Raw genomic sequence first — 14,102 nt, 5'->3', positions numbered from 1 at the left:
GGCCTCCGGCGTCAAGTGCGGGGAAGATGCAGGCGATGGACGCGCCTGTCCACTGTCATATGAGCAGGGGGGGGGCATGGTCACGGCTTGCGCGAGGCCGCCTTGATGGAATCCGGGCAGTCGATGCGGCTGGTGCCCACCAGGGCGGTCTTCATCCCCTTGGGCATGCCACGCAGGATATCCTCGGAGGCCTGGGCCAGTTCGGGCCGGGTGGGCGGCGCGCCGGCGGTGATGACCATATGGTTGCCCGGGCCCGAGCGCAGGTTGTAGTCGGTCCAGCGATAGACCACCATCCAGCAGGCCGGCACCGGCCGGGGGCAGGTCAGGCAAGGGACCGTTGGCTTGGGTTCGGCGTGGGCGGGGAACGCCGAAACGGCAAGGATAAAGACGGCCAGGGCGAAAAGACGCCTCATCTCAAAGAAATCCGTCATCCCGAGCGCAGCCGAGGGATCTCGGCCTGCCCAGGCTGTGCCCTTCCCGACCCGCCGGTCCAGAAATGAGATTCCTCCTCCCGCTGGTCGTCGGAATGACACATGGTCCCTAGGGCCGCTTCGCCTTGAGGTTGGGCGGGAAGAAGCGCTCCACCGCCTTGGCGACGGACTTGGCCAGGCGGGCCCGGTACTGCGGCTGGCGCAGCATCCGCTCCTCCGCCTCGTTGGACAGGTAGCCCATCTCCACCAGCACCGCCGGCACGTCGGGGGCCTTCAGCACGGCGAAACCGGCGAAACGGTGGGTGTTGCCCAGAAGGTCCATCTCCTGGCCCACCTCGTCCACCAGTTCGGCGGCGAAACCGGCCGAACGGTTCATGGTCTCGCGCTGGGCCAGATCGATCAGGATGTTGGCCACGTCGGCGGATTCGTGGGTCAGATCGATGCCGGCGATGAGGTCGGCCTTGTTTTCCTTTTCCGCCAGAGCCTGCGCCTCGGCGTCGGAAGCGTTGCGCGACAGAGTGTAGACCGACAGGCCCCTGATCTGCGGGTTCTGCACCGCGTCGGCATGCAGCGAGATGAACAGATCGGCGCCCTGGGCCCGGGCGATGGCGATGCGCTCGCGCAGGCGGATGAACACGTCGCGGTCGCGCGTCAGATGCACGCGGTAGCGTCCGTTGCGCTCGAGCATGGTCTTCAGCTCGCGGGCCATGGCCAGCGTGATGTGCTTTTCATAGGTGCCCGACACGCCGGTGGCGCCGGGATCGACGCCGCCATGGCCGGGGTCGATGACGATCACCGGCACGCCGTCCTTGGCCTTGGCGACGCTTTCCGTGGCGGGAGCCGAGGGCTGGGGCACAGACTGTACCGCCTGCTGCACCGGCGCCGGTTGCGGGGCCGGCTGGGGGGCGACGACGGGCTGGGGCGGAGCCGGACGCTCGGGCGGCGGCGGCATGGGGGCCGACAGCATGGGACGCCCCGCCTTGTCGGCGGCCTTGGCCTCGGTAACCTTGGCCTCGGCGACCTTGGCCTCGGCGACCTGGGGACGTTCCACCGGCATGGGTGGCGGAATGAGAGTGACCGGAGCCTGAACCGCCGGAGCCGGGACGGAGGGCGCGGCGGTCACCGGCTCGGGCGGCAGGGAATCGGCCGGCGCGTTGGGGCTGGTGACCACGATGCGGTTGGCGACGGCGGCGGGCGCGGTGACGGGACGGGACGCCTCGGCGGGGGCGACGGCCTCGGGCAGATGGAACTCCTCGACCGGCTTGGGCGCGGGCGGAGCGGGCGGCGGCGCGGCCTTGGCGGCGGCGGGGGCCTTCAGCACCGGCGCCTTGGCGCTTCCGGCGGCGGCCACGAAGGCCGCGTGGGTGGTTTCCGACAGATCGACCACCAGGCGGTGGCCCAGCCCGTCACGGGGCGGAATGATGAAGGCGTTCTTGACCAGAGCGGGCTTCCTGAGATCCAGGACGATCCGCCCGCCGTCCAGGCGCATGGCGTTGACCGCGCCCCAGGGCTTGGCAATGCCGCCCGGCCCGGCGTAATCGGTGCCGGTCAGCTCGATGGCGATGCGGTAGGGATCGGCCAGCGGCGTGACCTTGAACCCCACCTGATCCGACAGGTCGAGGACGAAACGGGTGACGCCCTCGCCGTGGATGCCCAGCCGCGCGCCCGTGGCCGTCGCCGCCAGGCCGTCCGGCGCGCCGGACATCCCCCACAGCAACGCCAGGGTCGTCAAAACCGACAGGAAAAGCGGTCTGGTCCTCATCTGCCTCATGGTCACGGGCCGATTGGTGAATCACCAGCACAGCTATAGCGCAGACGCGGACTCAAGCTCAACCCAAAACGCTTTGATTCACCAGACTCTTCGGCGAAATCGACCACCTGGTCCGACCGGCCGCAACAAGATCGTTGTCGAATGGGCGGAGCCCGGCTATTTTGACTGCCCATGAGCTCGCAAGATCCGACAGTCCTTCATGGGACGATGGCGTCACGATGGTTCGCAATGACTGCGAACCCGGGGATGCGCCATGGCTCGGACCGCGACGCCAGCCTAGAATTCGAAGCCGGGCGGATCCGCCCGCGATCAGGTTTCCCCCGAATGAGGCCCGTGTCCGCTATCGGATGCGCGGGCATTTTCCGAGGCGCCGCTGGTTCCAGCGGCAAACTGATAGATCGCCCGTGCCTACGCACCGGCTTCGCTGGATCAGACAGCCGCTCGCATGTGCCCTGCGCATCGTCGCGGGCGGCGCCACGGAGAGATCGCCTTAATGGTCAAGCGTATGTTGATCGACGCCACCCACCCGGAAGAGACCCGGGTCGTGGTGGTCAATGGAACCCGCCTGGAAGAACTGGATGTTGAGACATCCACCAAGCGGCAGCTGAAGGGTAACATCTATCTGGCCAAGGTGGTGAGGGTCGAACCCTCGCTTCAGGCTGCTTTCGTCGAGTACGGGGGCAACCGCCACGGCTTCCTGGCCTTCAGCGAAATCCACCCCGACTACTTCCAGATTCCGGTGGCCGACCGTCAGGCGCTGCTGGCCGCCCAGCGGGCCGAGGTGATGCGCGAAGCCACCAACGACCGCGACGAGGCCGACGCCATCGGCGAGGGCCATCTGGCCGCCGAGGCGGTGGCCGAGCAGGCCGACGGCACCACCGTCGAGGACGCCCCCACGCCTGAGAACGGCGAGAACGGCGAAGCCGCCGAACGCGCCCCGCGCAAGCGCCACGTGGAAACCGTGGGCGGCGACGACGACGCCGAGAACGAGCGCCGCCGGGCGCGCCTGCTGCGCAATTACAAGATCCAGGAAGTGATCAAGCGCCGCCAGATCATGCTGGTGCAGGTGGTCAAGGAGGAGCGCGGCAACAAGGGCGCCGCTCTCACCACCTACCTCTCCCTGGCCGGCCGCTATTGCGTGCTGATGCCCAATACCGCGCGGGGCGGCGGGGTGTCGCGCAAGATCGTCTCCGCCACCGACCGCCGCCGTCTCAAGGCCATCGCCAACGAGATGGACATTCCCGACGGCATGGCGGTGATCATCCGCACCGCCGGGTCCGAGCGCTCCAAGACCGAGATCAAGCGCGACTACGAATACCTGCTGCGCATGTGGGACAGCGTGCGCGAGCTGACGCTGAAGTCCAGCGCCCCGGCTTTGGTCTATGAAGAGGCCAGCCTGATCAAGCGCTCGATCCGCGACCTCTATTCCCGCGACATCGACGAAGTGCTGGTGGACGGCGACGAGGGTTACCGCCTGGCCAAGGACTACATGCGCATGCTGACGCCGTCGCATGCCAAGAAGGTCCAGCCCTACAAGGACCCGGTGATGCCCATGTTCCACCGCTATCAGGTGGAAGCCCAACTGGACGCCATGCATTCGCCGGTGGTCCAGCTGAAGTCGGGCGGCTACATCGTCATCAGCCAGACCGAGGCTCTGGTCGCCATCGACGTCAACTCGGGCCGCGCCACCAAGGAGCGCCACATCGAGGAGACGGCGCTGAAGACCAACATGGAGGCCGCCGACGAGGTGGCCCGCCAGCTGCGCCTGCGCGATCTGGCCGGCCTGATCGTCATCGACTTCATCGACATGGAGGAGAACCGCAACAACCATGCGGTGGAGCGTCGCCTCAAGGAAGCCCTGAAGAACGACCGCGCCCGCATCCAGGTGGGCAAGATCAGCGCCTTCGGCTTGCTGGAACTGTCGCGCCAGCGCCTGCGCCCCTCTCTCCAGGAAACCACCTTCAGCCCCTGCCCCCATTGCGGCGGCACCGGCCTGGTGCGGTCGGTGGAATCGGCGGCCGTGCACATCCTGCGCGCCATCGAGGAGGAGGGCATCCGCCGCCGCTCGTCCGAGGTCACCGTGCATGTGCAGCCGGCCATCGCGCTGTACATCCTCAACCAGAAGCGCTCGGCGCTGGCCGCCATCGAGGAGCGCTACGAATTCGAGGTCTTCCTGGAGGGCGACGAGACCCTGATCCCGCCGGCCTTCCGCATGGACAAGGTCAAGGCCGAGTTCCGCCCCGACGAGCCGGCGCGTACCGCCATCTCCATGGATGACGCCGCCCACCGCCCGCCGGCCGAGGCCGAGCCGGAGGAGGACGAGGACGAGGACGACGAGGACGAGGAAGCCCAGCCCGAGCGGTCCGGCCGGAACCGGGACGAGCGCTCGCGCGACGAGCGGAACGACGACGACAAGGGCGAGGACGGCGAGGGCCGCAAGCGCCGCCGCCGCCGCCGCCGCCGCCGCAAGCCCGGCGACGACCGCCCCGAGCAGGCCGAGGGTGAAGGCACCCCCGCCGAGGACCTGCCCCATGGCGAGGGCGAGGCGGAAGCCGGTGACGATGACGGCGAGGCCGAGGGCGAGGGCGAAGGCTCCCGCACCGAGGGTGGTGACGACGATCAGCCGCGCAAGCGTCGCCGTGGCCGCCGCGGCGGCCGCCGCCGCCGCCGCCGTGACGGCGAGGGCGACGGTGAGGGCGCCGAGGGTGCCGAGGGCGAAGCCGGAGCCGAAGAGGCCGAGGCCGTGACCAGCGAACCGGCCGCCGATACCGTTGCCGTCGAGGCGGCCCCGCCCGCCGAAGCCGCTCCGGCCACCGAAGCCGCCCCGGCCACCGAGGCGGAAGCCCCCGCCGAGAAGCCCAAGCGCAAGCGTGCCCCGGCCAAGAAGAAGACCGAGGCCAAGCCCGAGACCGCCGCCGAGGACGCCGCTCCGGCCGAAAAGCCCAAGCGCAAGCGCGCCCCGGCCAAGAAGAAGGCCGAGGCCCCAGCCGCCGAGGAAAAGGCAGCCGAGGAACAGGTGGCCGTGGAGACGGTCGCCGCCGCCCCCGAACCGGCTCCGGTGCCGGTCGAGGAGCCGGCTCCGGTCGTGGCCGAGCCCCCCGTGGCCGAGGCTGCCGTGACGGCGGAACCGGTGGCCGAGCCCGAGCCCCCGGCCCCGGCCAAGCCGCCGCGCAAGGGCTGGTGGAACCGCCTGATGTCGTGATTTGACGTGTACGGCCCCCGCATGCAAGCGGGGGCCGGCCGTCGCAGCAGAGGTACCCGCCGCTCATGAGGACTCTTCGTCCCATCATGGCCGCCCTGGTCCTGCTTTTTTCCGCCACGGGCGTGGCGGCCACGCCCGCCTTCCTGGCACCGCTGTCCGGGCAGAATCCGGCCGAGCAGATTCTGGCCTTCGAGGTCACCCGCAACGGCGGGACCATCGGCTACCACACCTATGCCTTCCGCCCGCGCAAGGGCGGCTTCGAGGTCCGCGTCGAGGCCGATATCCGGGTGAGTTTCCTGCTCATTCCCTTCTTCGTCTACGAACAGCAAGGCGTCGAGGTGTGGGAGAACGGGCGGCTGAAATCGCTGGACTACGTCACCAACGACGATGGGGAGCGCCACGCGGTCAAGGCGGAATCGGCCGGGGGCCGCCTGCGGGTTTCGGTGGACGGCAAGCCGCACACCACCCATCCCGAGATGATTCCCGGCTCGCTGTGGTACCCCCCCTCGCCCGATCACACCATGATGCTCGATCCCGGCGACGGCAGCCCGACCCCCTTGACGGTCCGGCGGCTGGGCGAGGAGACCATCACGGTGCGCGGCAGGCCGACGCCCACCACCCGCTGGCTATGGGACGACGGGTTGCGCCGCGAGTTGTGGTACGATGCCCGCCAGACCCTGGTGCAGGTCTGGATCCGGGGCGACGACGGCTCGGATATCTACTACGTCCTCAAATAGGCGGAGCGTCCCATGCGCATTCTTCTGGTCGAGGACAATGACCGTCTGGCCGAATTCATCTCGGCGGGGCTGAAGAGCGCCGGCTTCGTTCCCGACGTCTTCGGCACCGTGGCCGACGCGACCGCCGCCTTCGATTCCGCCTCCTACCAGGCGGCCATCCTCGATCTCGGCCTGCCCGACGGCGACGGGCTGGAGATCATCCGCGCCCAGCGCGCCAAGGCGGCGCCTTGCCCCATGATGGTGCTGACCGCCCGGGACGGGGTCAGCGACCGGGTTTCCGGCCTGAACGCCGGTGCCGACGACTACCTGCTGAAGCCCTTCGCCATGGAGGAGCTGATCGCCCGGTTGCGCGCCATTTTGCGCCGCCCTGGCGCGGCGCTGTCGGTGGAGCTGGGTCTGGGCAATCTGACCTTCGACACCGCCGGGCGCGAGGTGCGGGTGGATGGCCAGCTGATCGCCATGCCCCGGCGCGAAATGGAGATGCTCGAGCATCTGCTGCGCCGCTCGGGCAAGGTGGTGTCCAAGCGTTCGCTGGAAGAGGGGCTTTACGGCTTCGACGACGACGTCACCCCCAATTCGGTCGAGGTGCTGGTGTCGCGCCTGCGCAAGCGCCTGCAGCAATCGGGGGCGGCGGTAAGCGTCCATACGCTGCGCGGCATCGGCTACATGCTGGTGGACGGCGCCCCTTGATCCGCCAGCCGCCCGCCATTCTGTGGCGCATCGTCGTCCGGCTGTCGCTGACCACCCTGATCGCCATCGTTCTGGCCTATTCCTGGCTGTGGTGGAAGTACCACTCGGTCACCGAGATCATGCGCGACACCTACCTGATCGAGCAGGCGGTTTCGATCCGCAATCAGGTGCTGCTGCTGCCCGACGGGCGCATCGTCGTCGATCTGCCGCCGATCCAGCTGGCGTCCTATGCCGAGTCCGAGGGTGGCCTGCGCTTCGCCGTCCGCGACGCCAGGACCGGCACCATCTTTGCCCAGGGCGGCGAAATGGTGGGACCGCCCCCCGAAATGGGCGACGGCCCCCGCCTCTATCGCCGCAATCCCGACGGCCCCGGGCCGGTGCTGATGTTCGGGGCGGCGGTAAGGCTGACCACTCCGGCGGGCGAGCTGCTGATCCAGGTGGAGGAAAGCGGCAGCGATTTCGACGCCATGACCCGTTCGCTGATCGAGCGCTTCGCCGAGGAGGGCGGCTGGCTGGGCGCCCCCTTCCTGCTGGCCATGCTGGTGGTCAGCCTGATCACCATCCGGAATTCGCTGCTGCCGCTGAAACGCCTGTCCGAGCAGGCCGCCGCCATCGGTCCCGCCACCACCGACATCCGCCTGCCGGAAGCCCAGGTTCCGCGCGAGATCATGCCCCTGGTCCACGCCGTCAACAGCGCGCTCGACCGCATCGAGGCGGGGTTTCGCATCCAGCGCGAGTTCACCGCCGACGCCGCCCACGAGCTGCGCACCCCGCTGGCGGTACTGCGCGCCCATATCGAGACGCTGCCCGACCCCGCCATCCGCGACGCCCTGGCCCGCGACGTGGATTCCATGACCCGGCTGGTCAGCCAGTTGCTGGCGGTGGCCCGCGCCGAGGCGCTGACCATCGCCATGGACGAGCAGGCCGACCTCAACGCCATCGCCGTGGACGTCTGCACCTTTCTGGCGCCCATGGCGCTCAGGCAGCGCCGTCTGGTGGAGGTGATCGAAGCCCCGGAAGGCTGCCGGGTGGCCGCCAACGGCGAAGCGGTGTTCAACGCGCTGCGCAATCTGGTGGAAAACGCCCTGATCCATACGCCGCCCGACACCACCGTCACCGTGCGGGTCAAGGCCCCCGCCACCCTGCGGGTCGAGGATCGCGGCCCCGGCGTCCCGCCCGAACTGCGCGAACGCATCTTCCAGCGCTTCTGGCGGGCCGAGCGGCGCAAGAGCGGATCGGGCCTGGGGCTGGCCATCGTGCGCGAGATCATGCAGGCCCATGGCGGTCGGGTCGAGGTGAGCGAGCGCTCCGGCGGCGGCGCGGTATTCTCGCTGGTCTTCGCCGATCAGGGCGCCCAGCGGCGATAGGCCAGGCCGCCCAGGACGCAGGCGATACCGCCCAGGGCCACGGTGGGCCGGGGCCCCATGCGTTCCGACAAAAACCCCGCCAGCAGGGAACCCAGCGGCGTCGCCGCCATGAAGGTCATGGTGTAGAGCGCCATGGTCCGCGCCCGGAAGGAATCGGGCACCAGGGTCTGGACCAGGGTCTGCGACGCGGTGTTGTGGGCCACCAGCGCCATGCCGGCCAGGGCCAGCAGCCCCATGGACAGGACCAGGACGGTGGACAGGGCGAAGGCCACCAGGGCGGCGCCGAAGGCGCACAGGCCCCAGGCGACCCGCCCCCGCGACGCTCCGCCCGCCGGCCCGGCCACCGCCAGCGAGGCCAGCAGGGCGCCGCCCCCCGCCCCGCTCATCAGCAGCCCCAGACTCTCCGGCCCGCCGCCCAGCACCTTGTCGGCGAAAACCGGCATCAGCACCGAAAACGACATGCCCATCAGCCCCGACAGGCCCAGCATGGCCATCAGGGCGAGGATGGGACCATGCCCGGCCACGAAGACAAGGCCGGCCTTTGCCCGGACCAGCATGCTTTCCCCCGCCGGCGTTCCCGGCCCGCCATCGGGTTCGGGCATGCGGGCCAGGGCGGCCAGCACGCCCAGGAAGCTCGCGGCGTTGATGGCGAAGCACCAGCCCTCCCCCACCTGGGCCACCAGGGCGCCCGCCACCGCCGGCGCCACCAGCCGGGCCGCGTTGAAGATGGCGGCGTCCAGCGCCACCGCGTTGCCCAAATCCGCCTTGCCCACCAGATCCACGGTGAAGGCCTGGCGGGCGGGAATGTCGACCGCATTGATCAGTCCGAACAGCACCGCCAAGCCCAGGACGTGCCAGACCTCGACCCGATTGCTCAGGGTCAGCGCGGCCAGGGCCGCCGCCTGAAGGAGGAAGGCGCCCTGGGTGCCGAAGATCAGCCGGCGCCGCGAACGTCCCTCGGCCAGGGTGCCGCCCAGCAGGCCGAAGACGAAGACGGGAATCTGCCCGACAAAGGCCACCAGCCCCAGCATCTCGGCCGAGCCGGTCAGGCGGTAGACCAGCCAGCTCTGGGCCACCATCTGCATCCACGACCCCATCAGCGACACCGCCTGGCCGCAGAAAAACAGGCGGTAGCCCCGGTGGCGAAGCGCGGTTCCCCAGGCAATGGGGCGCCAGGGAAATCGGCGGGGTCTGGCATCGGTATCGGTCATGCCGGCGATCATGGCATCACCGGGGCTTTGGAGCTATCCTGTCGGTAGTGGCAAGGAGGCCGCGATGTCCCGAATCGTGGTCCTGGGCAGCATTGCCCGCGACGACGTCATCCATCTGGACCACCGCCTGCAGGAGGGACGCCACCTGCAGGGCGCGCCGCCGGTCGCCCGCCTGGGCGGCGGGGGCGCCAACACCGCCATCGCCCTGGCCCATGCCGGACACGAGGTGTCGCTGGTGGCCGCGGTGGGGACCGATCCCCTAGCCGATGAATTGCTGGCGGAAGTGTCGCGCCACGGCGTGGATATCGGCCCCGTCACCCGCATATCGGGGGCCAGCACCCGCTCGCTGGTGCTGCTCGCCCCCAACGGCGAACGCACCATCGTCAACCTGACCCGATCGCGCGAATCCCGCCCGCCCCAGCGCCTGCTCAGCCTGGACGCCGACTGCGTCTATGTGCGCTCCAACGGCCAGGATATGGCGGAATTGCTGCGGACCAAGGCCAGGCTGTGCCCCATCGTCGCCCAGTTCCGGCCGCTGAGCGAAGGCCGTTTGCCCGTCCATGTGCTGGTGGGCTCGCACGGGGATCTGGACGCTCGGATTCTTGCCGATCCCCTGGCCGAGGGGCGAAGGCTGGCCGGTGACGTGCTGCGCTGGGTGGTGGTCACCCACGGGGCCGAAGGCGCCGAGGCGTTCGGCATCGAAGGCCAGCGCCTCAGGGCCACCGCTCCCGACGTGGACGCGGTGGATACCACCGGGGCGGGCGACGCCTTCGCCGCCGGCATGGCCCACGCCCTGGCGCTGAAGCTGGACATGGCCCAGGCCCTGCCCCTGGCGGTGCGCTGGGGCGCGGCCAAGGTGACCCGCAACGGGTCCTTCCTCGACCGCGACACCGTGCGCGAACTGGTCAGAGAATCGACTGGCCGGTCTTCGCCCAGTCGGACATGAAGGCGGCCAGACCCTTGTCGGTCAGCGGATGCTGGTACATCTGACGCAGCACGGCGGGCGGCATGGTGACCACATGGGCGCCCAGACGGGCCGCCTCGGTCACATGCATGGGATGGCGGATAGAGGCGGCCAGCACCTCGGTGCGGAAGGCCGGATATTCCCGGTAGATTTCGACGATGTCGGCGATCAGCTCCATGCCGTCCTGGCCGATATCGTCCAGACGCCCGACGAAGGGCGAGATGAAGGCGGCGCCGGCCTTGGCGGCCAGGATGGCCTGATTGGCCGAGAAGCACAGCGTGACGTTGACCCTGATACCGTCGTCGGCCAGCACCTTGCAGGTCTTGAGCCCGGCCGGAGTCAGCGGCACCTTGACCGCCACGTTGGGGCGCAATGCCGCCAGCTTGCGGCCCTCGGCCAGCATGGTGTCGAAATCGGTGGCCGCCACCTCGGCGGAAATGGGGCCGGGGACGATGTCGCAGATCTCGGCGATCACGTCGAGAATCTTGCGGCCCGACTTGGCGATCAGCGACGGATTGGTGGTGACGCCGTCCACCAGACCGGTGGCGGCAAGCTCGCGGATCTCGGCGACTTCGGCGGTATCGATGAAGAATTTCATGGTGGCCCCTGTTCCTGCATGTGCGGGGCACAGACTAGCAGGGAGCCCATGAACGTCAATCGCCAGAGGTTTATGTTTGCCCCTCGCCGGGCGCACGCCTTTTGCGCGCTTGGCCGCGGCCTCAATGGCCGCTGGTCGCGCCGTGCGTCATGTGTGGACAGCCCCTGCGTTGCAAGGAGATTTTTTCGCGCTGACGCTCCGGTCGGGTGCAGTCATGTGTCCGGCCTGTTTGCGCGGCACTCTGACCGCTGGCCATGATGTGATCCGTGAAACGGCTCCCGATCAGATTTACGACCTTGGCGGCCATGACGTACGCTGGGTTTTGCCGTTCCTTGGATTGACCGGTCGCCATCACGCTTTCATCGCCCTCGCAACTGGTTGTTCCTCGCGCTCTTTCTCAGGCGGCCTGTGCTGCCGGTTCGTGATAGAGGCCACCCTTGGCGAGGATGGCCCAGGCGGTGCGCGCCATCTTGTTGGCCAGGGCGACGGAGATCTGCCGTGCCGTCTTACCCCGCGCCATCATGCCCGCCAGCCATGTGCCTTGCTCTTTGCGCCGCCGCCATAAAGTGCCGGTGGCGCCGACCACCAGGAGCGACCGCAGATAGCGGTCCCCAGCCTTGGTGATCGGCCCCAGCACGGTTTTGCCACCGGTGGAATTCTGCGATGGCACCAGCCCCAGCCAGGCGGCGAAGTCTCGCCCCGTCTTGAAGCGCTTGGGATCGCCCATGGCGGCAACGATGGCGCTGGCGATCAGCGGGCCGATGCCGGGAATGGAGGCGACCCTCTGGCTGTCGGCGTCGTTACGGTGCCATCTCAGGATTTCGTGATCCAGCGCATCGATCTTGGAGTCGATCTCGCGCACATGCGCGGCCAGCATCGCCATGGCTTCACGAGCCGCCTGAGGCAATGCCGCATCCGGTGCGTCCAGCGCACAGACGACCAGCCTTGCCAGCCCACCTTGCCCCTCCGGTTCGATGATGCCGTATTCGGCAAAATGCGACCGCAGCGCATTGCCGAGCATGGTGCGCTGGGTCACCAACAGGCGGCGGGTGCGATGGAGCATCAGCACCGCTTGCGCCTCCTCGCTCTTGACCGGCACGAACTCCATGTGCGGCCGTGTCACCGCCTCGGCGATCGCCGCAGCGTCGGCTGCGTCGTTCTTCCGTCCTCGCTTGACATAGGGCTTGACCCGCGAGGGCGGGATCAGGCGCACCTCATGCCCCAGTTTGGCCAGCGTCCGCGCCCAATAATGGGCTGAGGCGCACGCCTCCATCCCCACCACGCAGGGCGACAGCTTGGCGAAGAACGTCACGACCTCGGAGCGGCGCAACTGCCGCCGGATCGTCACGGCACCGTCGCCATCGACCCCGTGGACCTGGAAAACCCGCTTCGCCAGATCAAAACCAATCGTGCTAACCTCGGTCATGGACGGCCCCCTTCAAATGGTGTGTCTCGACAACCACCATCTTGGCGCATTGCGACGCCGGTGAGCAGGGGCCGTCCACCCCATTAGATTTGACGCTCGACGCTTTAATCAGCAGCGCGCTTCAGCACCTCGGTGATGGTCACCGCCAGATGATCCTCGACCACCACCACCTCGGCGCGGCAGACCTTCTTGCGGTTGACATAGAGATCGACGGGATCGTTGACCTTGCGGTCCAGCTCCACCACCGCGCCGCGGCCCAGCTTCAGCAACTGGGCGATGGGCAGGTTGGCGGTCCCCAGCACCGCCGACAGTTCCACCGAAACGTCGTAGACCGCCTCGCGGTTATCTCCGATCCCCAGGGCTGCGTTGATCGCGTCGTCGTTGGCCATGTCGCTTCATCCCTTTGGCCCCGATCACGCAGGCCTTCACAAGATATAGCATAGACGCCATTTCCCAACATCCGGTTAAAGGCGCCCTGCGGCAATTGCATATTGGAGACGGTTGCGATTTCGCCATCCACCCCGCTATGATCCCGCCGGGCGGAAGGAAGGGCGCATGAGTACGGAAATCTATTCCTGCCGCGAAGGCCAGGAGCTGAAGCAGGGCAAGCTGGACTATTCCGACATCGACGACCGCGAGACCGCCGAGATCGATGCCAAGCGCCGCTGCAAGCTGGACCCGTTCATCAAGAAGGTGGCCTATTACAAGGTCGCCGCCGATGGCGAGTTCCGCATGTTCTTCTCCTACACCAATCCCCACTGCAAGCCGGTGCCCAAGGCGCGGCCGGCCGGCGGGGCGTCTGCCGCCCGCAAACCGGCCCCCGCCAAGAAGCCTGCCCCCAAGCCCGGCCTCCTGGCCCGGCTGATGAACACGATCGGCCTCAAGTGAAACTGGAACTGCTGCATTGCCATCCGCCGGAAGGGCCCGTTCCGGGCCGTCCGTCGCTGCTGTTCGTCCACGGCTCCTATTGCGGCGCCTGGGTGTGGGCCGAACGCTTCATGCCGTTCTTCGCCCGGCAGGGCTGGTCCAGCCACGCGCTGTCCCTGCGCGGCCACGGCGAGAGCGAGGGCGGCTTCAATTACGCCTCCCTGGCCGATTACGTCACCGATATCCACTCGGCCATGGCCCATGTGGGCGGCGAGATGATCCTGGTCGGCCATTCCATGGGCGGACTGCTGGTCCAGCATTGCCTGGCCGGGGATGACCGCGTGCGGGCGGCCGTGCTGATGGCCAGCGTGCCGCCATCGGGCCTGATGTCGTCGGCCCTGCACCTTTCGGTGTTTTCCCCCGACGTCTGCATGCAGTTCGGGCTGCTGCAGGCCCTGGGGCCGTCGGTGGTGAAGGGCGAGGTCATCCGCCGCGCGTTCTTTTCCGACGCCACGCCCGCCGACACCCTGGCCCATCTGCTGCCCCGACTGCAGAAGGAATCGCACCGTATCTGCGTCGAATTGCTGAACCCCGTCCGGCCGCGCCTGCCGCTGGGCGGCCACCGCCCCCCGGTCCTGGTCATGGGCGGAGACCGCGACGTCCTGGTGCCGTCGGCCGCCATGATGGAGACCGCCACCTATTTCGGCGCCGAGCTTTCCCTGCTGACCGGCGCGCCCCACGGGCTGATGCTCGATGATTGCTGGTGGCAGCCGACGGCCGAACGGACGCTCGCCTGGCTGGCGGCCAAAGGATTCTGAAATAGAGCCGTCGTATTCGG

General features: G+C 68.5%; 13 protein-coding genes. 7 read left to right on the top strand and 6 right to left on the bottom strand.

Features of this window, described 5'->3' with window-relative positions; genetic code table 11:
* Positions 1-80: 80 nt before the first annotated feature.
* Entirely contained in the window at positions 81-413 is a 333-nt protein-coding gene (locus WV31_RS05240) for a hypothetical protein (protein ID WP_085372579.1), read from the bottom strand.
* A gap of 127 nt (positions 414-540) precedes the next feature.
* Positions 541-2,193 carry an N-acetylmuramoyl-L-alanine amidase gene (locus WV31_RS05235; RefSeq protein WP_237051501.1) on the bottom strand — a complete coding sequence of 551 codons (1,653 nt, stop codon included), beginning with the start codon at positions 2,191-2,193 and terminating at the stop codon, positions 541-543.
* 502 nt (positions 2,194-2,695) lie between these two features.
* On the opposite strand from WV31_RS05235, the gene WV31_RS05230 reads away from it, so the two are divergent.
* The 4 genes from WV31_RS05230 to WV31_RS05215 all read left to right on the top strand — a co-directional run bounded on the left by WV31_RS05230 (position 2,696) and on the right by WV31_RS05215 (position 8,198).
* A complete protein-coding gene (locus tag WV31_RS05230) occupies positions 2,696-5,404 on the top strand; it encodes an Rne/Rng family ribonuclease (protein ID WP_085372577.1) in 2,709 nt (902 codons plus the stop codon).
* A gap of 65 nt (positions 5,405-5,469) precedes the next feature.
* Entirely contained in the window at positions 5,470-6,141 is a 672-nt protein-coding gene (locus WV31_RS05225; protein WP_085372576.1) for a DUF6134 family protein, read from the top strand.
* Between the two features lie 12 nt (positions 6,142-6,153).
* Complete coding sequence (locus tag WV31_RS05220) at positions 6,154-6,831, top strand: response regulator (RefSeq protein ID WP_085372575.1); 678 nt, start codon at positions 6,154-6,156, stop codon at positions 6,829-6,831.
* Positions 6,828-8,198 carry a sensor histidine kinase gene (locus WV31_RS05215; RefSeq protein ID WP_085372574.1) on the top strand — a complete coding sequence of 457 codons (1,371 nt, stop codon included), beginning with the start codon at positions 6,828-6,830 and terminating at the stop codon, positions 8,196-8,198. Before WV31_RS05220 ends, WV31_RS05215 begins: the two co-directional genes overlap by 4 nt.
* Here the strand turns inward: WV31_RS05215 and WV31_RS05210 are convergent.
* On the bottom strand, positions 8,177-9,409 hold the full coding sequence (locus tag WV31_RS05210; protein WP_237051500.1) for an MFS transporter: 1,233 nt from the start codon (positions 9,407-9,409) through the stop codon (positions 8,177-8,179). The genes WV31_RS05215 and WV31_RS05210 overlap by 22 nt on opposite strands.
* Positions 9,410-9,473: 64 nt before the next feature.
* Between WV31_RS05210 and WV31_RS05205 the strand changes: the two genes are divergently transcribed.
* On the top strand, positions 9,474-10,355 hold the full coding sequence (locus tag WV31_RS05205) for a carbohydrate kinase family protein (protein ID WP_168185854.1): 882 nt from the start codon (positions 9,474-9,476) through the stop codon (positions 10,353-10,355).
* Here the strand turns inward: WV31_RS05205 and fsa are convergent.
* The 3 genes from fsa to fliN form a co-directional block, all read right to left on the bottom strand.
* The gene (gene fsa / locus WV31_RS05200; protein ID WP_085372571.1) at positions 10,315-10,971 is read right to left on the bottom strand and encodes a fructose-6-phosphate aldolase; all 657 of its coding nucleotides are present in this window, start codon (positions 10,969-10,971) and stop codon (positions 10,315-10,317) included. The two genes, WV31_RS05205 and fsa, sit on opposite strands and share 41 nt — an antisense overlap.
* A gap of 397 nt (positions 10,972-11,368) precedes the next feature.
* Positions 11,369-12,397 (bottom strand): IS110 family transposase, encoded by a 1,029-nt coding sequence (locus WV31_RS05195; RefSeq protein WP_011383386.1) that lies wholly within the window; start codon positions 12,395-12,397, stop codon positions 11,369-11,371.
* A 104-nt stretch (positions 12,398-12,501) separates the two neighbouring features.
* Positions 12,502-12,786, bottom strand: a complete 285-nt coding sequence (gene fliN, locus WV31_RS05190) for a flagellar motor switch protein FliN (RefSeq protein ID WP_085372570.1) — start codon at positions 12,784-12,786, stop codon at positions 12,502-12,504.
* A 166-nt stretch (positions 12,787-12,952) separates the two neighbouring features.
* On the opposite strand from fliN, the gene WV31_RS05185 reads away from it, so the two are divergent.
* Both WV31_RS05185 and WV31_RS05180 read left to right on the top strand, forming a co-directional pair.
* Complete coding sequence (locus WV31_RS05185) at positions 12,953-13,285, top strand: hypothetical protein (RefSeq protein WP_085372569.1); 333 nt, start codon at positions 12,953-12,955, stop codon at positions 13,283-13,285.
* Positions 13,282-14,082, top strand: a complete 801-nt coding sequence (locus tag WV31_RS05180; RefSeq protein ID WP_085372568.1) for an alpha/beta hydrolase — start codon at positions 13,282-13,284, stop codon at positions 14,080-14,082. The genes WV31_RS05185 and WV31_RS05180 overlap by 4 nt, the downstream gene beginning before the upstream one ends.
* The last annotated feature ends 20 nt before the right edge of the window (positions 14,083-14,102 follow it).

This window comes from Magnetospirillum sp. ME-1 (assembly GCF_002105535.1).
GTDB lineage: Bacteria > Pseudomonadota > Alphaproteobacteria > Rhodospirillales > Magnetospirillaceae > Phaeospirillum.
Note: the sequence above shows the minus strand (reverse complement) of the source record. Positions and strands in the feature narration are given on the sequence as shown.